20 protein-coding genes and 2 tRNA genes are annotated in these 22752 nt (G+C 58.4%); 10 read left to right on the forward strand and 12 right to left on the reverse strand.

The window, feature by feature from the left end:
• Positions 1 to 15: 15 nt before the first annotated feature.
• Positions 16 to 993 (reverse strand): VOC family protein, encoded by a 978-nt coding sequence (locus PL640_RS03510; RefSeq protein WP_271360798.1) that lies wholly within the window; start codon positions 991 to 993, stop codon positions 16 to 18.
• A gap of 228 nt (positions 994 to 1221) precedes the next feature.
• Between PL640_RS03510 and ppdK the strand changes: the two genes are divergently transcribed.
• Positions 1222 to 3948 (forward strand): pyruvate, phosphate dikinase, encoded by a 2727-nt coding sequence (gene ppdK, locus PL640_RS03515; RefSeq protein WP_271360799.1) that lies wholly within the window; start codon positions 1222 to 1224, stop codon positions 3946 to 3948.
• Here the strand turns inward: ppdK and PL640_RS03520 are convergent.
• From PL640_RS03520 to PL640_RS03530, 3 genes are all read right to left on the reverse strand, one after another.
• Entirely contained in the window at positions 3926 to 4198 is a 273-nt protein-coding gene (locus PL640_RS03520; RefSeq protein WP_142839256.1) for a hypothetical protein, read from the reverse strand. The genes ppdK and PL640_RS03520 overlap by 23 nt on opposite strands.
• Before the next feature lie 152 nt (positions 4199 to 4350).
• On the reverse strand, positions 4351 to 4758 hold the full coding sequence (locus tag PL640_RS03525; RefSeq protein WP_271360800.1) for a hypothetical protein: 408 nt from the start codon (positions 4756 to 4758) through the stop codon (positions 4351 to 4353).
• Positions 4759 to 4908: 150 nt separating this feature from the next.
• Positions 4909 to 6273: a dicarboxylate/amino acid:cation symporter gene (locus PL640_RS03530; protein ID WP_271360801.1), complete on the reverse strand. Its 1365-nt coding sequence runs from the start codon at positions 6271 to 6273 to the stop codon at positions 4909 to 4911.
• Between the two features lie 759 nt (positions 6274 to 7032).
• Here PL640_RS03530 and PL640_RS03535 point away from each other — a divergent pair.
• Positions 7033 to 7953: a DUF1499 domain-containing protein gene (locus tag PL640_RS03535; RefSeq protein ID WP_142839259.1), complete on the forward strand. Its 921-nt coding sequence runs from the start codon at positions 7033 to 7035 to the stop codon at positions 7951 to 7953.
• Positions 7954 to 8192: 239 nt separating this feature from the next.
• Here PL640_RS03535 and PL640_RS03540 read toward each other — a convergent pair whose 3' ends face one another.
• On the reverse strand, positions 8193 to 9101 hold the full coding sequence (locus PL640_RS03540; RefSeq protein ID WP_271360802.1) for an MBL fold metallo-hydrolase: 909 nt from the start codon (positions 9099 to 9101) through the stop codon (positions 8193 to 8195).
• Between the two features lie 203 nt (positions 9102 to 9304).
• Between PL640_RS03540 and PL640_RS03545 the strand changes: the two genes are divergently transcribed.
• Together PL640_RS03545 and PL640_RS03550 are read left to right on the forward strand one after the other, a co-directional pair.
• A tRNA-Gln gene (locus PL640_RS03545) sits at positions 9305 to 9379 on the forward strand.
• A gap of 331 nt (positions 9380 to 9710) precedes the next feature.
• Positions 9711 to 10088 (forward strand): hypothetical protein, encoded by a 378-nt coding sequence (locus PL640_RS03550; protein ID WP_271360803.1) that lies wholly within the window; start codon positions 9711 to 9713, stop codon positions 10086 to 10088.
• A gap of 346 nt (positions 10089 to 10434) precedes the next feature.
• Here PL640_RS03550 and mqo read toward each other — a convergent pair whose 3' ends face one another.
• A complete protein-coding gene (mqo, locus tag PL640_RS03555) occupies positions 10435 to 12168 on the reverse strand; it encodes a malate dehydrogenase (quinone) (RefSeq protein ID WP_271360805.1) in 1734 nt (577 codons plus the stop codon).
• Positions 12169 to 12339: 171 nt separating this feature from the next.
• Here mqo and PL640_RS03560 point away from each other — a divergent pair, with 171 nt between their 5' ends.
• A complete protein-coding gene (locus tag PL640_RS03560; protein WP_271360806.1) occupies positions 12340 to 12504 on the forward strand; it encodes a hypothetical protein in 165 nt (54 codons plus the stop codon).
• A gap of 52 nt (positions 12505 to 12556) precedes the next feature.
• On the opposite strand, the gene PL640_RS03565 is transcribed toward PL640_RS03560, so the two are convergent.
• Positions 12557 to 12976: a hypothetical protein gene (locus tag PL640_RS03565; RefSeq protein WP_271360807.1), complete on the reverse strand. Its 420-nt coding sequence runs from the start codon at positions 12974 to 12976 to the stop codon at positions 12557 to 12559.
• Between the two features lie 264 nt (positions 12977 to 13240).
• Here PL640_RS03565 and PL640_RS03570 point away from each other — a divergent pair.
• Positions 13241 to 13317 (forward strand) — tRNA-Pro (locus PL640_RS03570).
• Positions 13318 to 13608: 291 nt separating this feature from the next.
• Here PL640_RS03570 and PL640_RS03575 read toward each other — a convergent pair.
• The gene (locus tag PL640_RS03575) at positions 13609 to 14436 is read right to left on the reverse strand and encodes a hypothetical protein (RefSeq protein WP_271360808.1); all 828 of its coding nucleotides are present in this window, start codon (positions 14434 to 14436) and stop codon (positions 13609 to 13611) included.
• Positions 14437 to 14625: 189 nt separating this feature from the next.
• Between PL640_RS03575 and PL640_RS03580 the strand changes: the two genes are divergently transcribed.
• The gene (locus PL640_RS03580) at positions 14626 to 16266 is read left to right on the forward strand and encodes a hypothetical protein (protein ID WP_271360809.1); all 1641 of its coding nucleotides are present in this window, start codon (positions 14626 to 14628) and stop codon (positions 16264 to 16266) included.
• 294 nt (positions 16267 to 16560) lie between these two features.
• Here the strand turns inward: PL640_RS03580 and PL640_RS03585 are convergent, their stop codons facing one another.
• Positions 16561 to 16782, reverse strand: coding sequence for a hypothetical protein (locus PL640_RS03585; RefSeq protein ID WP_142839283.1), 222 nt, complete (start codon positions 16780 to 16782; stop codon positions 16561 to 16563).
• A 52-nt stretch (positions 16783 to 16834) separates the two neighbouring features.
• Between PL640_RS03585 and PL640_RS03590 the strand changes: the two genes are divergently transcribed.
• Positions 16835 to 17176 carry a hypothetical protein gene (locus PL640_RS03590; RefSeq protein WP_271360810.1) on the forward strand — a complete coding sequence of 114 codons (342 nt, stop codon included), beginning with the start codon at positions 16835 to 16837 and terminating at the stop codon, positions 17174 to 17176.
• A gap of 75 nt (positions 17177 to 17251) precedes the next feature.
• Here the strand turns inward: PL640_RS03590 and cysN are convergent, their stop codons facing one another.
• The 3 genes from cysN to PL640_RS03605 are packed head-to-tail and all read right to left on the reverse strand — an operon-like array spanning position 17252 to position 20497.
• Entirely contained in the window at positions 17252 to 18733 is a 1482-nt protein-coding gene (cysN, locus tag PL640_RS03595; protein ID WP_271360811.1) for a sulfate adenylyltransferase subunit CysN, read from the reverse strand.
• Positions 18733 to 19686 (reverse strand): sulfate adenylyltransferase subunit CysD, encoded by a 954-nt coding sequence (cysD, locus tag PL640_RS03600; protein WP_137037238.1) that lies wholly within the window; start codon positions 19684 to 19686, stop codon positions 18733 to 18735. Before cysD ends, cysN begins: the two co-directional genes overlap by 1 nt.
• Positions 19687 to 19714: 28 nt before the next feature.
• Positions 19715 to 20497 carry a phosphoadenylyl-sulfate reductase gene (locus tag PL640_RS03605; protein ID WP_271360812.1) on the reverse strand — a complete coding sequence of 261 codons (783 nt, stop codon included), beginning with the start codon at positions 20495 to 20497 and terminating at the stop codon, positions 19715 to 19717.
• Between the two features lie 204 nt (positions 20498 to 20701).
• Here PL640_RS03605 and PL640_RS03610 point away from each other — a divergent pair, with 204 nt between their 5' ends.
• Together PL640_RS03610 and PL640_RS03615 are read left to right on the forward strand one after the other, a co-directional pair.
• Positions 20702 to 21142 (forward strand): RrF2 family transcriptional regulator, encoded by a 441-nt coding sequence (locus tag PL640_RS03610; RefSeq protein WP_003494308.1) that lies wholly within the window; start codon positions 20702 to 20704, stop codon positions 21140 to 21142.
• A gap of 427 nt (positions 21143 to 21569) precedes the next feature.
• Complete coding sequence (locus PL640_RS03615) at positions 21570 to 22595, forward strand: sulfate ABC transporter substrate-binding protein (protein ID WP_271360813.1); 1026 nt, start codon at positions 21570 to 21572, stop codon at positions 22593 to 22595.
• Positions 22596 to 22752 lie beyond the last annotated feature (157 nt).

The raw sequence follows: 22752 nt of genomic DNA on the forward strand, positions 1-22752 counted from the left end.
AGCGCTACCGCCTGCTCACCCCGGCACAAGCCGCAGCCGCGTGCCCCAGGGGTCTATCGCTTCCACGACGTTATTCTCCATCTCCACCAGTACATAACCGGCGGCCCTGAGCCGCGCCTTCTGGGCCTCGAGATCATTGGGATTGCGAACGGTGAGAGAAAACCAGTCGAGGCCGGTTTCCATGGCGTTGCGTTCCTTCGCGCCACGGCTGTTCCATGTATTTACCGCCAGATGATGATGATACCCGCCGGAAGAAAGAAACGAGGCATCGGAGCGCGCGTCCTGCGTCGGTTGCAGGCCGATGGCCGTTTCGTAAAAGGCGCGGGCGGCGGCGATTGCGCCGACCCGCAGGTGAACATGCCCGATGCGCATTCCCGGCGGGGCAGCCTCGTAATCGCTTTTTTTGGTATCGGTCAGCTTCACCAGATCGTCGACATCCAGCGGTTCGGTGCCCATTTTTACCACCCGGCCGCTCCAGACCCATGCGTCTTTCGGGCGGTCGCTGTAGACCTCGATACCGTTGCCCTCGGGATCGTTGAGATAGACCGCTTCGCTGACGTTGTGATCGGCAAAACCCGAAAGCGGCACCTGCCGGAGCGCCGCATGCACCAGCCAGCGGGCGAGATCCTCGCGGGTGGGCATCAGATAGGCGATGTGGAACAGGCCGGCGGAAGTGGGGCTTTCGAAATCTGCCGCCGGTTTGTGGACGAGATCGAGCAGCGGCACACTTCCGACGCCGAGCGTCACGCCTCTTGCCGTGCGTCCCACCTCGTTCATGCCAAGCACCGAACGGTAATAATCGATCATCGGATCAAGGTCGCGCACGCGAAGTGCGGCCTGGCCAATATGCATGGGTGTCGTCAGGGCAAAGGGCAGGGCGGTGGCGGCACTTACAGCGGGCGGGCCGCCCTCGGCCTTGAGCGCACCGGCCAGCGCCGTGGCGGCGCAAGAAATTCCGGCAAATTTCAACGTGTGGCGGCGAGTAAATTGCATGAATAATCTCTTTGTCGGCGATGATAATGGCTTAGGGAACACTCCGTTTCTGCGCACTACACGAATGCGTCAGTCCTGCTGTTATTTTGTGTTTGCGGCAATTCTGGCGCGCAATTTGCCGCAATTATGCTGCACTGCGATGTAAACTGCACGTTGCGGCGTTCCCAACATGCTGGCAATGCTGTAGATGATAGAAAAATGACAACGCTTCTGGGTGGAGAGCGTGGAATGAAAAAATGGGTTTATACCTTCGGCAATGGTGCTGCCGAAGGCAGGGCAGGTGACGTTGCAATATTGGGCGGCAAGGGCGCGAACCTTGCCGAAATGGCAAGTCTCGGCCTACCCGTTCCCCCCGGCCTCACCATCATTACAGATGCCTGCGCACTTTATCACAAGAACGGCCGCGATCTTCCCGAAGAGCTGAAGCTGCAGGTCATGGCCGGCCTGCACGGCATGGAAACCGTGACCGGCAAGACCTTCGGCGGCAGCCAGTCGCCGCTGCTTCTTTCCGTCCGCTCCGGCGCGCGCGCCTCCATGCCGGGCATGATGGACACCGTCCTTAATCTCGGCCTCAACGACCGCACCGTCGAGGCGCTGGGCCACGATGCCGGCGACGCCCGTTTTGCCTGGGACAGCTACCGCCGCTTCATCCAGATGTATGCCGATGTCGTCATGGGCCTCGATCACGAACTGTTCGAGGAAATTCTCGAGGATGAAAAGGGCCGGCTCGGCCATGAATACGATACCGACATGTCGGCGGTCGAATGGCAGCACGTCGTTTCGCTTTACAAGAAGCTGATCGAGGACGAGCTGGGCGAAGCCTTCCCGCAGGACTGTCACGTGCAGCTGTGGGGCGCCATCGGCGCTGTTTTTGCCAGCTGGACCAACCACCGCGCCGTGACCTACCGGCATCTCCACAATATTCCGGGTGACTGGGGTACGGCGGTCAACGTTCAGGCCATGGTCTTCGGCAATCTCGGTTCGTCCTCGGCAACCGGCGTCGCCTTCACCCGCAATCCTTCCACCGGCGAGGCGGAGCTTTACGGCGAATTCCTCGTCAATGCGCAGGGGGAAGACGTGGTGGCGGGCATCCGCACGCCGCAGTCGATCACAGAGGCTGCGCGGCTGGCGTCGGGTTCCGACAAGCCGTCCATGGAAAAGCTGATGCCGGAGGCGTTCAGCGAGTTCCTGGCCATCTGCAAGCGGCTGGAAAACCATTATCGCGACATGCAGGATCTGGAATTCACCATCGAGCGCGGCAAGCTCTGGATGCTGCAGACCCGTTCCGGCAAACGCACCACTCGCGCCGCCATGAAGATTGCCGTCGATATGGTGGAGGCAGGCACGATTTCGCAGGAAGAGGCGGTCTGCCGCATCGAGCCGTCCTCGCTCGACCAGCTGTTGCACCCGACTATTGATCCGGGCATTTCCCGCCCCATCATCGGCTCCGGCCTGCCGGCCTCTCCGGGCGCGGCGACGGGTGAGATCGTCTTCACCTCGGAAGAGGCGGTTGCGGCGGAAGCCGAAGGCCGCCGGGTCATTCTGGTGCGCATCGAAACCAGCCCGGAAGATATTCACGGCATGCATGCCGCCGAAGGCATTCTGACCACGCGTGGTGGCATGACCAGCCACGCAGCCGTGGTGGCGCGCGGCATGGGTATCCCCTGCGTCACCGGGGCCGGTTCCATGCGCGTCGATATGCGCAACAAGGTGCTGATCGGCGTCGGCTGTATGCTCAAGCGCGGCGATATCATCACCATCGATGGCTCTTCCGGCCGGGTGCTGAAAGGCGAAGTGCCGATGACGCAGCCGGAACTGTCTGGCGATTTCGGCAAGCTGATGATCTGGGCTGACAGCCTGCGCCGCATGACGGTGCGGACCAATGCCGACACCCCGGCTGACGCCCGCGCCGCCCGCGCCTTCGGTGCCGAAGGCATTGGCCTCTGCCGCACCGAACATATGTTCTTCGAGGGCGACCGTATCCACGTGATGCGCGAAATGATCCTTGCCGAGAGCGAAAGGGGCAGGCGGGCAGCGCTCGATGAGCTTCTGCCGATGCAGCGTTCGGATTTCACCGAACTGTTCCAGATCATGCATGGCCTGCCGGTGACGATCCGCCTGCTCGATCCGCCGCTGCACGAATTCCTGCCGAAGACCGATGGCGAGATCGTCGAGGTGGCGGCCGCCATGGGCATGCCGCAGACCGTGTTCCGTCAGCGGCTGGATGCGCTGCATGAATTTAACCCCATGCTCGGCCATCGCGGCTGCCGTCTCGCCATTTCTTATCCCGAGATCGCCGAAATGCAGGCCCGCGCCATTTTCGAAGCCGCCGTTGAGGCAGCCCGCATCACCGGCGCGCCCGTTGTGCCTGAGATCATGGTGCCGCTGGTCGGCCTGCGCTCAGAGCTCGATTATGTCACCGAGGTCATCGATCGTGTCGCCGCCGCGGTGGCGCAGGAAACCGGCATGGAGATCGAATATCTGACCGGCACCATGATCGAACTGCCGCGCGCTGCATTGCGCGCCCATGTCATCGCCGAAGCCGCGGAATTTTTCTCCTTCGGCACCAACGATTTGACGCAGACGACCTTCGGCATTTCCCGCGATGATGCAGCGCGCTTCATCAACACCTATCAGCGCAAAGGCATCATCGAGCGTGACCCGTTCATCTCGCTCGATTTTGATGGTGTGGGGGAGTTGATCCGCATCGCCGCCGAACGCGGCCGCCAGACGCGGCCGGAACTGAAGCTCGGCATTTGCGGTGAACATGGCGGTGATCCGGCCTCGATCCATTTCTGCGAGGATGCGGATCTCGATTACGTGTCCTGTTCGCCCTTCCGCGTGCCCATCGCCCGCCTTGCCGCCGCGCAGGCAACGCTTGCTGCGCGGGCGAAGGAGGGGCAGGTTGCAAGCAACGTCGCCTTCATTCCCGTCAGGGGTTCTGTCGGACGATGATCTGACGCTCGACGACGACCGGCCGGTAGAACATGTCGCGGTTCATCTGCGCCTGCCATGCACGGTTATCGGCGCGACGATCCATTTCCAGATCGAGAAGGCAACCCGCCATCGGGTCGGTGCCGGGGCGGAAACCATAACCCCGGCAAGTCGCCTCGTCCCGCGCCCGCCGCTCTTCCGGCGTCAGCGTCTGGCAGGCGGTCAGCGCCAGCATGGCGGCAAGCGAACCGAGGACGATGGAAACACGCATCTTGTTTCTCCCTTGAACATGACAGCCGTACGGCACTTTTATTGCCGCGATTGATACGCCTGTTTTCATATGGGGAAAAGCCGCATTGGCGCGGAAAGTTGCATCAACTGACCGCCAGACAATGGCTGCGCCCGGCCCAGCGGGACGGACCTCTATCCAGTTTCAGAACCGGACAAAAAAGAGGGAGGGAAAAAGCCCTGCAAAATGAGCCAGTCACTCAATAACAGCGTGAGGATGGCGGCGAGAAAGATGCCACCCATGAAGGCGATGAGGCCGAGCGTGGCGCGTGTCCACCGGCGGGTCTGATAAAGATAGATGGCAAGGCCGACAGGCGCGAGCAGAATGGTTGCGACTTTGGCGGCCGGACTGCGCCGGATATCTCGCTTTTCGGCATCTTCTATCTGCCACCAGGCAAACAGCGTGATGATGCCGATCATCTGGACGAGATCGTTTGCGGTAAAGGAACTTGGAGGTCCGGCGGGCCAGATGGCGGCGTCGATCAAGAGGCCGAGGGAGAGGAAGGCGAGCAGGGCGACATAAATCCAGTTACGTTTCGCCATGCGCAGGTTCCGCCGAAAGATGCATTGTTGTCTGTGCCGATATTGCTATCGACGAAACCATCGCCGTCAATCCCAAACTCTTATGGAGCAACGGCAGTGGCACCCGTGGGGCGTTTCCTTTTCACTGGAAACGCCCCACGATTATCGTGATCAGGCCGGCGCCACTTCCCGGTCATCGAGCGCGTCGATGTCCTTGGCGTTGTTGTAGACGGCCTCATTGAGAATGCCTTCGCGCTTGGCGACGATGGTCGGCACCAGCGCCTGACCGGCAACGTTGACCGCCGTGCGGCCCATATCGAGGATCGGGTCGATGGCGAGCAGCAGGCCTACGCCTTCGAGTGGCAGCCCAAGCGTGGAGAGCGTCAGCGTCAGCATCACCACCGCGCCTGTGAGACCCGCTGTTGCAGCCGAACCCAGCACCGAAACGAAGACGATCAGCACATATTCCTGAATGCCGAGCGGCACCTGGAAGAACTGCGCGATGAAGATCGCCGAAATCGCCGGATAGATGGCGGCGCAGCCGTCCATCTTGGTGGTGGCGCCGAGCGGCACGGAGAAGGCGGCATATTCGCGCGGCACGCCGAGGCTCTTTTCCGTCACGGTTTCGGTGACGGGCAGCGTGCCGATGGACGAGCGCGATACGAAAGCGAGCTGGATAGCCGGCCATGCGCCAGCAAAGAAACGTGACGGCTTCAGGCCATGGGCGATCAGCAGCGCCGGATAGACCACGAAGAGCACCAGCGCGAGACCAATATAGACGGCCGCCGCATACCAGCCGAGCTGCGAAAGCGTCGTCCAGCCATATTGGTCAACCGCACGCCCGAGCAGGCCGATGGTGCCGATGGGGGTGAGGCGGATGACCCACCACAGGATCTTACGCACGATGGCAAGGAGCGACTGGTTGAAGGCAAGGAACGGCTCCGCTGCCTTGCCGGCTTTCAGCGCTGCGACACCAAAGGCAATCGACACCACCAGCAGCTGCAGAACGTTGAAGTTCAGCGAGGTGCTGCCTGAACCGTTATTGATTTTGGTAGAGGCTTCAAGTCCGAAGACGTTGGCGGGAACGAGACCCTTGAGAAAATCCAGCCAGGAGCCGGTGGAGGAGGGGGCCGCCGCTGCCGTATTGGCAATCGCCGTGTTGACACCCGGCTGAATGACGAGGCCGAGCACGATGCCGATGACCACGGCGATGAGCGCCGTGATGGCGAACCACAAAAGCGTCTGCCAGACGAGCTTTGCCGCATTCGAAAGGTTCTTGAGATTGGCGATGGAGGCGACGATGGCCGTGAAGATCAGCGGCGGTACCAAAGCGCGCAGGAGCTGCACGAAAATGCTGCCGATGGTCTGCAGCGTCACCGAAAGCCCATTCGGGCTGCCGGCGGCATCGGGACCGATGTTGCGCGCAACGAGCCCGAGCAGCAGGCCGATGACCATGGCGATCAGAACCTGAAAGCCGAAATTGCGATAAAAGGGTTTAGGCCCGGAGGGGCTGGCGGACGTCGTTGCCTGTGACATGACATGTCTCTTTATTGTGCAAGAAAACGAGAATGTTGCACTTTTTACACGCATTCTCGAGGGAGGTCGCCGAGGATACGCCGATTTCCTCAGCAATTAAGGGATGAGCTTGCGTATTTGTTGCATTGCCGGGGAATTATTCTATTAAGAGGCGATAATGTGGAAAAATATTCCCGCTTCCTTTTGCCGTGGCCGCTCAGTCTGCCGGAGCGACACCGGAGGCCGGAGAGCGTCTGCATTTGGCAGGAGCGTTGCGCACCCCGGGCCATGTCTACTATTGCCCGGTTTAAATTTCTGGACGAGGCACAAGACTCTCATTCGAATAGGCTTTCCGGATTTTCGCCTTAACCCGACACCAAAGAAGAGCAGCGTCGTCCGATGGGAAAGAAAGTCATGCCAATTGCGCCGACGTCATCCTCGGGCCTGTCCCGAGGATCTGCCAACGTATTGATTTTATTCAATGTGATTAGATCCTCGGCACAGGGCCGAGGATGACGTTGAGTGAATGTTCACCCTTCATCATCGACTTCAAGGCGACAGCGACCTGCCCGGAAATTTAACCCGACAACAGAGGATCATGTCCGGCATGACGGAAAAGAGGTCTTCGGAGGTTGTGAGCACGCTTTACCCGCAGATCGGCTCCCTCCTTTGTTTTCCTCGCCGCAAATCCGGTCTATGACATCATATGCAGGTGATTCCCTTGCCAGATTTCGGGTGCAACGCTTTTACGCCAATGCGATCATACGGATATCCGCTTCCATGACTGTGCGTTTCGTCCGGCCTTTTTCGGTTGCAGCCTATCTTTCCCGCTATCTCGGTCTGGCGGCGCTGGCGCTATTTCTGATTGCCGCCTGTGTCCACCGGTTTGGACCACTGACGACGCCTGACCTCGTGGGGTTGCTGATAATTGCCGCCGGCATCGCGTTGGCGGCTGTGCTTCTGGCGCTGATCGGCCTTGAGCGACTGTGGACAAAGGGCGCGCGGGGCGGGCTTTCGGCGCTTGCCGCTCTTCTCCTGTCGGCCCTGCCGCTCGGTGTGGTCGGTTACGGCGCATATCTTTATTGGCAGCAGCCAAAGATTTACGACATCTCGACCGACCTGACCGACGTGCCGGAATGGCTGGTGACGCCGGTGGCGAACCAGCAATGGCTGGCAAGGCCCGCCATGGTGGCAAAGGAAGACCGGGACGCGCAGGCGATTGCCTATGCCAGCCTTGCCGGCCGCCGTTATGAAGGCGCGATCGACCGCATCTATGCCGCCGCCAAGAAGATGGCCGCTGCCCAGAATATCCGCATCAGCCACACAAGAGGCGTCATCGGCGCGGAGGAAGCGCCCTCCACCGGCATTCCAGAACAGGACAAGACGCCCCCGGCTGAAGAAGGCCCGGTGGAAGACCTGCCCTCCATCGTGCCGGTGCCCACGGCCCGGCCGGCCGAGGCGCCGCAGCCCACCTTCTTTAATGGCAGCGGCGTGGTGTTGATGCAGGGCGAAACGCGCACCCGCATCTGGGGCCTGCGTTTTGATATCCTCATCCGCCTCAGGGAAGAGGCGGAAACCACCATCGTCGATATCCGCGTCGCCTCGCGTTATGCCCCGCATGATCTCGGCATGGGGGCCGCCATCGCCGAGGCCTATCTCGATGCGCTGGACGCGGAAATGCAGGGGTTGAACGACAATTGAGACGTTTTTGATGTGAGATAGCGCATGGCGCTGCGGCTTGGTTTCTTCTCCCCGAGGGGGAGAAGGTGGCCCGAAGGGTCGGATGAGGGGGCTAGCTCTCGGTTTATCTCGACCCTCGCCCCCTCATCCCGCTGCCGCGGACTTCTCCCCGGCGGGGAGAAGAAACAAGTGGCATCCGCTCGTTCCCAACGGGGCGTAAGCGGCGAAAGTATCTTGAGAATTCGCGCCTCAAAACCCCGTCAGGCCGGAAAATACTCGCCCAAGAGCGAAGGCGTACCATCCGTCCGCACCTCGCCCTTTTCGATCAGGTCTTCGATATGCGCCAGCACGGAAAGTGCGGCTGCCCCGTGCAGGCGTTTGTCGGTGCTGGCATAGATCACCTTCACCATATCGGCGATCAGCCTGTCCCCGTCCCGAATACGCTTCAGAACCGCCTTTTCCCGCATGCGGCGGTGGGCGCGTAAGCCCCGCATGAAGGCGGCGGGATCGGTGACCGGCCCGCCATGGCCGGGCAGGAACAGCCGGTCGTCGCGGGTGAGCAGCCGCTCCAGCGAGGTCATGTAATCGCTCATCGCCCCATCCGGCGGTGCAACGATGGTGGTGGCCCAGGCCATCACATGATCGGCGGAAAAGACGATGCCACTGCCATCAAGCGCAAAGGCGGCGTGATTGGCGGTGTGGCCCGGCGTATGCAGTGCGGTCAATGTCCAGCCATCGCCGGAAAGGCTCTGCCCGTCACCAAGCGCGATATCGGGCACGAAAGCCGTATCGGAGCTTTCGGCAAATGGGTTGGTTTCACCCGCATAGAGCGGCCGGGCGGCGCGGTGCGGACCTTCCGCAACCGTTATCGCTCCCGTCGCTTGCTTCAGCCGCCGGGCAAGCGGTGAGTGATCGCGATGGGTGTGGCTGACAAAGATATGGGTCACCTCACGGCCGTCAAGCGCCGTCATCAGCGCCTGAAAATGCGCCTCATCCTCCGGGCCGGGATCGATGACGGCGACGGAACGGTCGCCGACGATATAGGAATTGGTGCCATGGAAGGTGAAGGCGGAAGGATTGTTGACGGTGAGGCGCTGGACCAGCGGGGCGACAGGAACCGCCTCGCCATAGGCCGGCTTGAAATCGAGATCGAATGCCGGGTCCGCCATCAAGACCTCCTGAATGAATGCCATGCCGCCAGTGCCAACGGCGCCCGCCGCACAATCGCCAAGCCCTATCATGCCGTCTGCGGCACAGCATCCAAAAAGCTTGGATTTTGTGAAAAAATTGGTCGCCGGGTCATTGCCGCGCCCGCCCGGCTTTGCTAATCAGGCGCGGTTCAGGCAGCGGCGTTTTTCTTTCGCTGCCCTGTTGGGGCGTCGCCAAGCGGTAAGGCACCGGTTTTTGGTACCGGCATTCCCAGGTTCGAATCCTGGCGCCCCAGCCAAATTTTCTTACCGCAGTTAAATAAAAGACTTAGACGTAGATGCGTACCTCACTATGTACGCCGTTTGCCGCAAGATTTGAACTGTTTCGACCACCTATATTGCGTGAGTGATAGTCGCCCACTTTCTGCAAGCAGTTAGCGGCGTCATCATCGGAAGTGAGGAAGCTGGAAGAGCGCGCCGCAACCTCATTGATAAATGGTTATTGCTCGGACTATCGAAGAGCGACCTTGATACTATCGGCTGTGGATACCTGTGCGTTGCGAATATTATCGCAATATATCGTAGGATATAGTGTCCATCTTGTGCATTTCCTTTTGGGGATTTAATTGAATGAAGACGACTTTACTATTCTGTGCAGCAGTGATGACGCTGGCTGGCTGCCAGACACCGGCACCACAATCTGTTTTGGATTCGCAGCAGCCTCCTACCAGATCGATTAAACGGGACTATGTGGGCGTCCTGCGCGGAACCATTAAACCCGGGGATTTCACGAAAGCCGAGATTTCGAGCGTAGTGTTGCTCGATCCCGCAAAGCAGATTTACGCTTTTTGCACGCGGACAGCAGAACGTTCCAATCCCAATTGGTCGTATATTGGCATAGCCTTGTACCAGAATGTGAGCGTGGACGCCTCAAAGAATGACTACCGCTGCCGTGACAAGCGATTGCGTTACTATAATTTTCCTGAGTTGCTGAACATGAAGTCCTGATTGCGATTGCGCGGCGCTAAGCTCGTCTCCCGCGCCGCCCATCTTCACTCCCGTGCTGGAGACCATGCAAGGAAACTTCAAGAGAAGTTCGGGGGGCTCAGCGAAAGACAGCAGAAGCCACAGGCGTCCCCTTGTAACGCTCCAACGGTATCTGAAGGTGACCTGACGTCATCCGATGATGGTAGGCTTACCACGCTACGCTATAACCCAGGATACCGTTAAGCGCGAAAACCTGTCCTCGGGTCAAGCCCGAGGAGGACGTCGAGTGCGGAGGAAGGCGCGCATCAACAAAAAACGCCGCGCATCCAGAGACACGCGGCGTCCAATCCTAAATCGCGTCTAAGCCTTACAGCGCGATATCCGGCACCTTCTTCACCGGCGCACCCGCAGGCGCCGCACCGGCACCCTTCAGCGCATCAAGATCGATCTGCGGCGGGGTCGGCAGTTGCAGGTGTTCGGCGGTGTAGGCCCATTCCTGCTGCACCTTTTCCGGATCGTCATTGAGCTTGGTGCCGTAGCTCGGCACGATCTGGCGGATCTTGGCCTGCCATTCCGGCGTTGCCACCTTGTCCTTGAACACCTTTTCCAGGACGCTGAGCATGATCGGGGCTGCGGTCGATGCACCCGGCGAAGCGCCGAGCAGGCCGGCGATGCTGCCGTCCTGTGCGGAGACGACTTCGGTGCCGAGCCGCAGCACGCCGCCCTTTTCTTCGTCGCGCTTGATGATCTGCACACGCTGGCCGGCCTGCCACAGGCGCCATTCGCCCTGCTTGGCATTGGGGAAGTATTCCTTCAGCGCGGCAAAGCGGTCGTCATCCGACATCATCAGCTGGCCGGCGAGATATTCCACCAGCGGATATTCATCGATGCCCACACGCACCATCGGCCAGGCGTTGCTGGTCGTGACGGAGGAGACGAGATCGAAATAGGAGCCTTCCTTCAGGAACTTGGTGGAGAAGGTGGCGAAAGGCCCGAACAGGATGACACGCTTGCCACCCAGCACGCGGGTGTCGAGATGCGGCACCGACATGGGCGGCGAACCGACCGAGGCCTTGCCATAGGCCTTGGCCAGATGCTGCATCGTCACATCGGGGTTTTCGTTGATGAGGAACGAGCCGCCCACCGGGAAACCGGCATAATCATCGGCTTCCGGAATGCCGGACATCTGCAGCAGATGCAGCGCGCCGCCGCCGGCGCCGATGAACACGAATTTCGCATCCACCACCTGTTCGGCATCGGTCTTGGTGTTGGCATAGGTCACGCGCCAGCTGCCATCGGCATTGCGCTGAATGTCGGAGACTTCGCTATTGACCTGCAGGTCGAAATTCTGGTCACCCTGCAGATGCGACACGAACTGGCGGGTGATTTCGCCGAACTCCATGTCGGTGCCGAGCGGCGACCAGGTCGCGCCGATCTTCTGGGAGGGATCGCGGCCTTCCATCATCAGCGGCACCCACTTCTTGATCTGCTCGGGGTCGCTGGAATATTCCATTCCGGCGAAAAGCGGGCTGGCCTTGAGCGCCTGATAGCGCTTTTCCAGATAGGCGATGTTCTCATCACCCCAGACGAAGCTCATATGCGGCGTGTGGTTGATGAAGGAGCGCGGGTTCTTCAAGACGCCGTTGCGCACCTGCCAGGCCCAGAACTGCCGGGAGATCTGGAAGGATTCGTTGATGTTGATCGCCTGGGTGATCTTGATGTTGCCGTTGTCGTCTTCCGGCGTGTAGTTAAGTTCCGCCAGTGCGGAATGGCCGGTGCCGGCATTGTTCCAGCCGTTCGAGCTTTCAAGCGCCACGCCATCCAGCCGCTCCAGCATCTGCATCGACCAGGTGGGCTCCAGTTCGCGCAGCCATACACCGAGCGTCGCGCTCATGATGCCACCGCCGATCAACAGCACATCGACCTTCTTGGCGGTCGTGTTGGCGAGAAGCGGAGAGGAGGGCAGCGCTGCTGCGGCAATCCCGGCAAGCGCGCCACCCAGAACCTGACGGCGGTTCATTGGAAAAGCGTGGGAAAGGGAAGTGTCCTGGGAGAGATCAGTGAGCTGGGATTTGTCTTGATTGATGGGAGTCACGGCCATACCTGATTCTTGTTTTGTGTTAAAAACATTCCTCCCGACCGCCCCGTTATAGCAAAGCGCAAAGCGGCACAACCCGGACTTTTTCACTCCAGTTCAAGCACTTTTGCAGGTGGCTCGTCGGGACATATGGTCGCAACGGCATTTTTTGCGGTCTTGCGGATTGTCAGTTTCATGGATGCGAAGATCAGACAGGTCTTTCAAACGGTTGAAAGCGGTCTCTGGGCCAAATATCGCGAAACGGCCCACAATCCAGTGCCTGTGGGGCGCAATGGAACGGGCCACGTGATTTTAGGCAAAAGTTTTTTCAGGAAAATGACAATAATCCCGAAAAAGTGAAAAGGCCCGCCGTTGCGGGCGGGCCTCGTTCGTTCGGTTTCGGGCCGAAATCTTAGTTTGCGGCGAGGAATTCCGCGCAGTAGCTGGGGCCGTTGACGCCGGGGCGGTCGGAAACCGTGCGCACCGAAGTGATCGTATAATTGCTGGAAACGACCAGCTGCACCGTGCAGGAGAGCGACGCGGTGCGGGCGGGCGAAATCTGGCGACCCTTCTTGCCGTCCTTGCTTTCTTCGAACTTCGCCGGAATGGTGGCCTTCTTGTAACCGCCGCGCCAGTTATAGACGGTGGAGCTGCCGGATTCCGTGTCGCTCAGCGGCGGGCCGAATTTTGCGAAGAAAATGCCTGCCGACTGACCGACCCAGCGTGTTTCCACGGGGCTCTTCTGGGTGAAGGAAGGCACGGAGCCTTCCGATGTCGTGCAGGCGGAGAGCGCAATGGCGAGCCCTGCGAGCGTTACGCTGCGAAATAGCATGGTGAAATGTCCTTTGTGCCGTGTCCGGCATCCCGCCGGTCATACCGTTCCCCTAGCAGATTTGGCGGCGGCGGGCAGGGGAGGTATGCTGCTTGACGAAAATTTCCTGCCACAATTGCTTTTTTGTAACGTTTTTCAGCCCTGCGCCCCTTGTCGCAAGCGGTTGGCGAGGCTGCCTCACTGCGGGGAGGAAACTTGTCATAAAAAATGCAATAAGCCGCTTGTCGAATGCCGGAGGCTGGTCTATAGAAGCGCCGCTGGTCACGGAGTGTAGCGCAGTCTGGTAGCGCACCACGTTCGGGACGTGGGGGTCGGAGGTTCGAATCCTCTCACTCCGACCAGCTGAAAGCCTAATAAACACAATGGCTTATAACTGATCCCGATATTTCCTGAAAATCCCTAAATCAAAGTCTCGGACCGAAACCGGACCGATTAAAGCGCGGACCGACTAGAATGCGTTCGCTGCCTGTGCCTGAAAATCAGGGCTGACGTGTGAATAAGTGCGTTCAAATTCCTCGACAGTGAGGCCCAGAGAGGCGGCGGCCTGCTCCGGATCGACGCCGAGTTGAGCCAACCAGGTGGGGCGTGTGTGTGGCGTAGAACATGCGGTGTCACGGTATCGCTGAGGCCGGCTATGCTACGGACGTTGCGGAACGCCTTATGCGGCTTCGTGAATTTGACGCCATTGTAATGAACGGCGAAGCGCAAGCACACGTCCTTGCCCTCCTCGTTAACCGTCGTGTCCATGGAGTATCGGGGCAAATGGATACAGCGCCGACGCTTGATATCTCAAAGATTCGGTTTGAGATTACGTCTTCCGCCAAATGGCCATCATACAGGAGAACGAGACCAAGTCCCGATTCCGAGTAGGCCTTTTGAGGAGATACGCCATCAAACGGCAGAGAACCTTTGAAGCTTTTATATTGGAATTCTTGCCAAGACGCCTCAGGTCCGTGAACTCTTAGTACCTCTCGGTCGTCAAGAGCCTTGAAAAGGGCAGGTAATCGTTGATCCCAATTCGTTCCCAAATAAACGAGTTTGAGTTCGCCTGATTTGGCCAGAGCGCCCACATCAGTGGTAAAGTTTGATTTCTGTGGTGTGTTGTAATAAAAGCCAACGTCATCTGGCCTGCCTATGCCAAACGCTACATCCTGCGCAAAACGCTTTAGACTATCCGAAATGGTGAGGTAGCCGTCGTAAGACAGCATGTTCTCAAAGTAAAACTTGCTTGTTAAGAAGCGTTTCGTTGGTTCGTGAAGTGTAAGGTACGACGGGACGTCGGCCACTTTTGGAACTGAGCTTGCGACAGATAAAACAAAGTCGACACCGCTTCTTTCGATGTCCTCTGCGGTTCCGCAGCTCAACAGTTCGATGCCGACATTTCTTCCTCTGGCGGTGAGCGACATGAACGCCTGATTCTCTGCGGCGTTTACCCAAGGATTTAAGTATGCGACCTTCAAGTGCTTCCTCCAGCTTTGAGAGCGACGTTTTTATCGCCTATCTAGCTTGCGGCCATACAAGGGGATACCGATTAAGAGTTGTGAGCCTTCAGACGCCCCGATCGTGGAAACGTCAGGCTATTTGCAGACAAAAATGACGGTTTTAATCTGTATAGCGACGTTGAATAATACGGCATCGCGATTTGAACGATGGCCGAACACGCGAAAAAATTGGCTCGTGATGAAAAAATGATGGCGACAACCTGCCGGGACCGTTATCCAAGCGCCAAGCAATTTTTGGAGCCCGATATGCAACTCGACCGATCTATCGTTGCCACCATAGCCGTTTCGGTGCTCGTCTTTTCCATCCCCGTCTACCAAGCATTTAATTTCGTAGACCAGGATGCATACATCTATTTCGTGTTCTTCAAGAACTTTTTCTCTTTGCCGTTTTCTTATCAGCCGAGCCAAGTTGCGCACGGCGCTACTTCACCGTTGCAGGTTTTGGTATTCGCGCCCGTTTTCCATCTTTTCGGTGACTACTGGTTAACGGTCGCCAAATTGGTCAATTACGCGCTGGTCTTTTTTGGTGTTTGCCTCGTCCACTGCGCATCTGGCGTGAGGTTCTCGTTTCTGCCGCTCAGTGTCGCAGCTATTGCGATGTTCAGTCCTTTGTTCCTTTATACCGCCACAATGTTTGAGACTGGGGTGGCGTTCTTTCTTGTTTCGCTTCTGATAAACAGTTGGAACCGGAGTAACAGCGTAGGCGTGGCTCTTTCGGCCGGACTTCTCCACCTCGCCCGCCCGGAGCTCGCTCTGGTAACGATCTGTGTAGTTGTGGCGTTAGCGTGGAGGACTCGTCGACTTAACCTAGGTCTTTGGATTGCAGCCTCGGTTCCGATCATTGCTTTCTATACTTACATGTGGGCTAGCGGTGCTGGCTTATTGCCAACAAGCGTCATTGGTAGAGCCATACTTGCTATTGAGAATAAGAGCTCATGGTACGAGAAAATCACATCAATAGTGACGATGGAGTACGTGTGGCCTTACTTGGTAGTCGTTCCTACCTTGGTCGTGGCTATGGTGTTAAGGTTTACGAATTCGCTTATTTGTGCTGCGGTGATAGTTCCGATCGTTGCGCTCTACACAGTTTTCCCGCCCGGCTATGCCTACTACGTACCTCGTTACCTAATACCGATTATTCCTGCATTCCTTATGTGTTTTTTGATCGTGTCGCGGGCGATTGTTGGGAAAACTGATCCGAATATTGTTTCACAAGCTGGTCCTGTGGCGGCGGGGATAGCGGCGCTTTTCACGATTGCTGTAAGCCCAGCTAAGGCAACGCCTGCATATGACTACGATACGATATTCCAGAAGGATCTTGCGGAAGCGGTAAGGGGTATCGTGAAGCCGGAAAGCAGAGCCCTGATGTACGAAATTCAAGGACAATACTACTTTCCAGCGCATACTGTATCTGCGGATGGAATTGTCGGCCGAGAGGCACACAAATTCTTGCGTGGAGAAGAAGCGTTTGACAGTTTTGTAGAACGCGAAACCATTGATTTCATCGTCACCTTTGATGGATTTGCATACAGACCCATTTACAAAGGAACGCCATTGGTCGATCTATTCAGACATGACATGACGGCCAACGTCGGAGATAGAATTACTATCGGGGCACATACGTACGAAAAGGTCGTTGCCAATCCAGAGGCTAACGACCCGGCGCTTTACTCGAATCTTTCCGCCCAGGATCTGAATTATGGCAGCACACTCCGGGTCTTTGGGCCACATAAGACCGTCGGCGCCGGGCAATTGATACAATGGAACTCAGTATACAAAAAACTGTAACGGCATGAAGTTTATTGATTGATTATCACAAAGGCTCGCTTAAGCGGGCCTTTTTTATAGCCGCTAGCGTAACCGTAACCTACATATGAAGAGGCCCGTCGCACGCAATATGGCGACGAGGCCTCATGCCGCGGCCAGTTTCAGGGAACACGCGACGACCGTTCTTAAGGCGGCTCATAATCGGTCGCAATCCATCTAAAGTATCAGTCAGGAGAATATCGTGCTCATCCAAAACTGGAGGCGTGTGCTTTGGCGCGCGTCCTCGATGTGGTGCGTCTATAATCCAGTCGACCATTAACGGTAGCGGTGGTCACCACGCCAGTCGCGACGATCACGCCAATCCCTCCGGTCGCGCCAGTCGCGACGATCATAGTCGCGGTAGTGGCGATCGCGGTCATAGGTGCGGTAATACACGCCGGTCGTATAATATCCGCCGCTCCGGTATCCTCTGTCGTCAACACAGCCGCTCAGGATGCCAACCGAAACCAGACAGATCGCTGCAGTCAAAATTTTCATGATCTTCATCTCCCAATAACGGACCCCAACGCGTGCTGGAGTACGTAGTTCCATGGTTGAGAGAGTGACGTGTCGGCCATTAACCGGGCCTGAACGCGGTTCCCCGGGTTTGCCTGAGGGCAAGGTGGTGACGGCGCAGGCTCTAACGCCGATTTGGCGGAGTGCCGTGGCGCCTGCCATCTTCTCGGTTTTGCCAACCTTCACAAACCTGATGTTCTTGCCGTTATCAACTGCGAGGAAGCCAATGTCGGCTCAGCAGCAGGGAACGCAAAAGCACTTCAGCCGTTATCCATTCACAACAACGATGGAGGATAATATGCTGAAGGGTATTGCATTGTGGGCTATGGGCGTTCCGATCTTCGTGATCATTCTGCTTTATATGTTTGTATTCTAAGCTCACGCCTGAGCTAGGCCCAAACCAAAAAGGCGACCGCCCAGCGGTCGCCTTTTGTCATTCATGCGGTCCGTCTCAATCGAGATCGCCGATCAGCCGCGAGGCGGTTGCGACATCCGTGCGGCGGATGTCGATCTCGTCGCGGTGTCTGGCCAGCAATTCGCTCGCCAGCAGCTTTTCCGCAAGATCGGCGGGCAGCGAGAGAATGACCCGGTCGCCCTTTTCTTCCGCCGCACCAACGCTGCGTTTACCGGCGATCATGCCGCCTGCAACCGTGTTGTTGGTGTCGGGGTCGATCAGGATGAAGGAGCCGGTTGCCCGGTTCTGCTCATAGGCATCGAAAATCGCCGTCTCGTCGAAGGAGAGCCGCACCTTGCCGATGGCATTCATCGGCAGCGAGGTCTCATGCGCCTGCCACTCGCCTTCCTTCAGGTTCAGCTGGCTGATTGGCTGCACGCTGACACGCTGGCGGCGGCTGCCGCTTTTCAGCCAATAACGTTTGCCGGCCTCGATGCCGCCGGGCTGCAAGGCCACGATCTGCGCATCGAAGGCAAGCCCCGTCTGCGGCTGCGCCTCGATGGAAACGATCATGTCGCCGCGCGATACGTCCACCTGACGGTCAAGCACGAGGGTGACGGCATCCCCCGCCACGGCGGCGTTGCGCACCAGATCGAAAGTGACGATCTGCTTGACATTGGCGACCATGCCAGAGGGCAAAACCACGACGCTGTCGCCCGGCTTCACCGAACCACCGGCAACCGTGCCCTGATAACCACGGAAGCTCTCGCCCGGCCGCGAGACGCGCTGTACGGGCAGGCGGAAGCCGCCGGACTGCGCGGAGCGCACGGTGGCAAGCTCCAGCGTTTCCACCAGCGTCGGGCCTTCATACCATGGCATGGAAGCCTTGCCTGATAGCACGACATTTTCGCCCTTCAGCGCCGACATCGGAATGGCGGTAATCTGCTTGATGCCGAGATTGGAGGCGAATTCGCGGAATTCATGGGCGATCAGTTCGAAACCGGCCTTGTCGTAATTCGTCAGGTCGATCTTGTTGATCGCCAGCACGAATTGCCGGATGCCCATCAGCGCCGCGATGGTGGCGTGACGGCGGGTCTGTTCGAGAATGCCGGTGCGCGCATCGACGAGCAGCACGGCCAGATCGGCCGTCGAAGCGCCGGTCGCCATATTGCGGGTATATTGTTCATGGCCGGGGGTGTCGGCGACGATGAAGGCGCGTCGGTCGGTGGCGAAATAACGATAGGCGACATCGATGGTGATGCCCTGTTCGCGCTCGGCCTGCAAACCATCCAGCAGCAGCGCGAAATCGGGCAGGCCGAGATCGTTCTGCTTGCCGCTGTCGCGGTGCAGGGTGGCGGCCTGGTCTTCCTTGACGGCCTTGGTGTCCCACAAAAGACGGCCGATCAGGGTCGATTTGCCGTCATCCACGCTGCCGCAGGTGATGAGGCGCAGCGGACGCGTATCGCGTGTTCCCTTCGAATGTTCGGCAAACGGCAGAATGGTGGCGGAAGAGGGGGGATTGATGGCGGCGGCACTCATCAGAAATACCCCTCGCGCTTCTTTTTCTCCATCGAGCCGGACTGGTCGCGGTCAATCGCGCGGCCCTGCCGTTCGGAAACGGTGGCGATTTCCAGCTCGGCGATCACGTCCTGAAGCGTCGCCGCCTCGGAACGGATGGCGCCGGTCAGCGGGAAGCAGCCGAGCGTGCGGAAGCGGATCGAGCCGTGCTTGATCTCTTCGCCGGGCAGTAGTTCCAGCCGCTCGTCTTCGGCAAGGATCATCATGCCGTCACGCTCGATATAGGGGCGCTCGGCGGCGTAATAGAGCGGCACCAGCGGAATGTTTTCCGCCTCGATGTAACGCCAGATATCGACCTCGGTCCAGTTGGACAGCGGGAAGGCGCGTACGCTTTCACCCTTGCGGACCATGCCGTTATAGATGTTCCACAGTTCCGGGCGCTGGTTGCGCGGGTCCCATTTATGATCGGGCGTGCGGAAGGAGTAGATGCGCTCCTTGGCGCGGCTCGCCTCTTCGTCGCGCCGTGCACCGCCGAAGGCCGCATCGAACTGGCCGGCATCCAGTGCCTGACGCAGCGCTTCGGTCTTCATGATGTCGGTGTAGAGCGCCGATCCATGCGAGAAAGGCGTGACGTTCTCCGCCGCACCGCGCGGATTGGTGTGGGAGATCAGGTCGAGATCATATTCCTTGACGATATTGTCGCGGAATTCGATCATTTCCTTGAACTTCCAACCGGTATTGACGTGCAGCAGCGGGAAGGGGATGCGACCCGGGAAAAACGCCTTGCGCGCGAGATGCAGCAGCACGGACGAATCCTTGCCGATGGAATAGAGCATCACAGGGTTATCGAATTCGGCGGCGACTTCGCGGAAAATATGAATAGCTTCGTTTTCAAGCGCCTTCAGATGGGGATCGAGCGGCGGCTTGGATGCGACAGTATTCTTGCTGTCCGTCTCGTGGACTGCGTTGGACATTGTGAACTCCGGGAGATGTACTGAATGATTATCGTTGCGGGATGGCGGAAATGGCGGATGTCTGCTCCGCACCGGCGACATGAAGACCGCATTCGCGCTTCTCGTCGTTTTCCCACCACCATCGTCCGGCGCGCTCAGGCTCGCCGGGCTTGATGGCGCGCGTACACGGCTCACAGCCGATGGAGGGGTAACCGCGCTGATGCAACGGGTTGACGGGGATGTTTTCCTTGGCGACATGCGCCCGGATAAGGTCGATATCCCAGTCAGCCAAAGGATTGATCTTGATGAGATTGCGATCCGCATCAAATTCGGCGAACGGCGTCGTGGCGCGATTGCCGGACTGGCCGCGGCGAAGACCCGTGATCCAGAAGGCAGCGCCTTCAAGCGCCTTGCCGAGCGGGATCAGCTTTCTGACATGACAGCAGGCGTGGCGGGCTTCGACGCTTTCGTAAAAACCGTTCAGGCCGTATTTTTCGGCATAGGCGTCGATATCGTCCTGTTCCGGCCGGAAGCGCCGGATTTCCATGCCGAAACGCTCTTCGGTTTCATCGATGAGATCGACGGTTTCCTTGAACAGCCGGCCGGTCTCCAGCGTCACGACATCGATCGGCAGGCGATGCGTGCCGATGGCAGCCGTGATGACCTGATCCTCGATGCCGAGGCTGGTGGTGAAGACGGCGCGCCCGCCAAGACCGGCGATAAACGAAAGCCGACCCGCCAGATCGAGCCCGGCAAGCGTGGCATCGAGAGAGGCGGTATCGGCTAAGGCATTTGCTGAATTGATCGTCATTGTCACGTCCGGGATTTCCATGGCCGATTATTGTGGAAATTCGGCTCTGCGAACAGAAATGACAGTCTTTGTGCGCTGCACTTCAGAGCAAAAATGCCTCACGCGTGCAGGGTATGAGCAAAAGATACCCGTTCACCTTCTTCGCAGCTTGGATTTGAATTGTGACAACTTCTACGCTAAGCCGGAATTGCCGGGTTTCCGGGCTTGTGGTCTACTGGTTTTACAATGATTTCGCAGAAGGCAAAATATGCGCTGAGGGCGCTCCTTTCGCTGGCTAAGGCCGACGGCGCCTGTCCCGTGCAGATTTCCGACATTGCCCGCGAACAGGCCATCCCGAAAAAGTTTCTGGAACAGATCCTTCTCGAAATGAAGAAGGAACGTCTCGTCGAAAGCCGGCGTGGCAAGCAGGGCGGTTATCTTCTGGCGCGCCCGGCCGCAGACATCACCTTCGGCGAGGTGCTGCGCCTCATCGACGGGCCGCTTGCCCCCTTGCCCTGCCTGTCGCAGACCGCCTATCGCCGCTGCGAGGATTGCGATGGCGAAAAGCAGTGCGAAATCCGCCACGTCTTTGCCCGCGTGGCCGACGCGACGCGCAACATCCTTTTCAACACCACCATCGCCGATGCGGTGGCGGGGGTGGACGTGCCCGAGCTTTTGACGGCCTGATCAACCGGCGGCAATTGGCTTGCGCCAACCTCTCCCACCCTCATTCCTGTGCTTGTCACAGGAATCCAGCCAGCCCAAGTCCTTGGGCTGGAAGGGCTCTCTTGCCGCGCAGACGCGCGTCTGCTGGATTCCTGTGACGAGCACAGGAATGAGGGCGGGGGCGGCGTCGCTGCTATTCCAAACGAAAAAATCGTCTAAAACCCCATAATATTTTTCGCCATCGCGGCAAAAAATCGGCAAAAATGTGAAACGGTTTTGCATTCAGCAAAGTTTTACACGACGCTTGTTGCGCCTTTCGCTTATGCTGCGCTGTATTTGTTGCCCGGGAAAACGCTCTCGGGAAACACTTTTTCGATCGTATTCGGCCTCATTGACCAACTCTACTCAACCAGTAGAGTTAAACCATCGCAATCAGGAGGGAATACCGATGTCCAAGCTTCTGTCCGGTTTGAGCGTTGTCGCGCTTAGCCTTTCACTGGCACTTGGCGGCGCTGGCTCGGCCGCCGCGCAGACCAAGCTGCTCAATGTGTCCTACGATCCGACCCGTGAGCTCTACAAGGATTTCAACGAGGCCTTCGCCAAGAAGTGGAAGGCCGATACCGGTGAGGATGTCACCATCCAGCAGTCGCATGGCGGCTCCGGCAAGCAGGCGCGCTCGGTCATCGACGGTCTGGAAGCGGATGTGGTGACGCTGGCGCTGCAGAGCGACATCGACGCCATCGTTCAAAATTCCGGCAAGATCAACAAGGACTGGCGCACCCGCCTGCCGCATAATTCCTCGCCTTACACCTCGACCATCGTTTTCCTGGTGCGCAAGGGCAACCCCAAGGGCATCCATAATTGGGGTGATCTGGTGAAGGGCGATATCCAGATCGTCACGCCGAACCCCAAGACTTCGGGCGGCGCACGCTGGAACTATCTTGCTGCCTGGGCCTGGGCCAATGAAGAATTCAAGGGTGATCAGGAGAAGATCAAGGCCTATGTCGGCGATCTCTACAAGCGCGCCCCGGTTCTCGATACCGGCGCCCGCGGTTCCACGGTCACTTTCGCACAGCGCCAGATCGGCGACGTGCTGCTGGCCTGGGAAAACGAGGCCTATCTCGCCGGCCAGGAATTCGGCGCTGATGCCTTCGATATCGTCGTACCGCCAATCTCGATCCTTGCCGAACCGCCGGTCGCCGTGGTTGACGCCAATGTCGACGCCAAGGGCACCCGCAAGGCGGCGGAAGCCTATCTGCAATATCTCTATTCCGACGAAGGACAGAATATTGCGGCCAAGCACTTCTACCGTCCGTCCAACCCCGCCGTTGTCTCCAAGGACCTGCTGAAGCAGCTGCCCGATATCAAGCTCGTCACCATCGATGATCCGATCTTCGGTGGTTGGGCCAAGGCGCAGCCGGAACATTTTGGCGATGGCGGCATCTTCGACCAGATTTACAAGCCCGCAAAGTAAGCGGATGATGGGGTGAAACGCGATCACCCGTCCGCAGGGACAAGACAATAAGAGCCTGATCGACCGGACGCCGTTCCGGTCGATACTTTATAATAAACGCCGGGGAACGCCGGCTCCCAGAGGGCATTTCCAGGAAAAGCGGACTCCGGTTTCCTGT

It is taken from the genome of Agrobacterium sp. ST15.16.024, from assembly GCF_027956545.1.
Taxonomy (GTDB): Bacteria; Pseudomonadota; Alphaproteobacteria; order Rhizobiales; family Rhizobiaceae; genus Agrobacterium; species Agrobacterium cucumeris.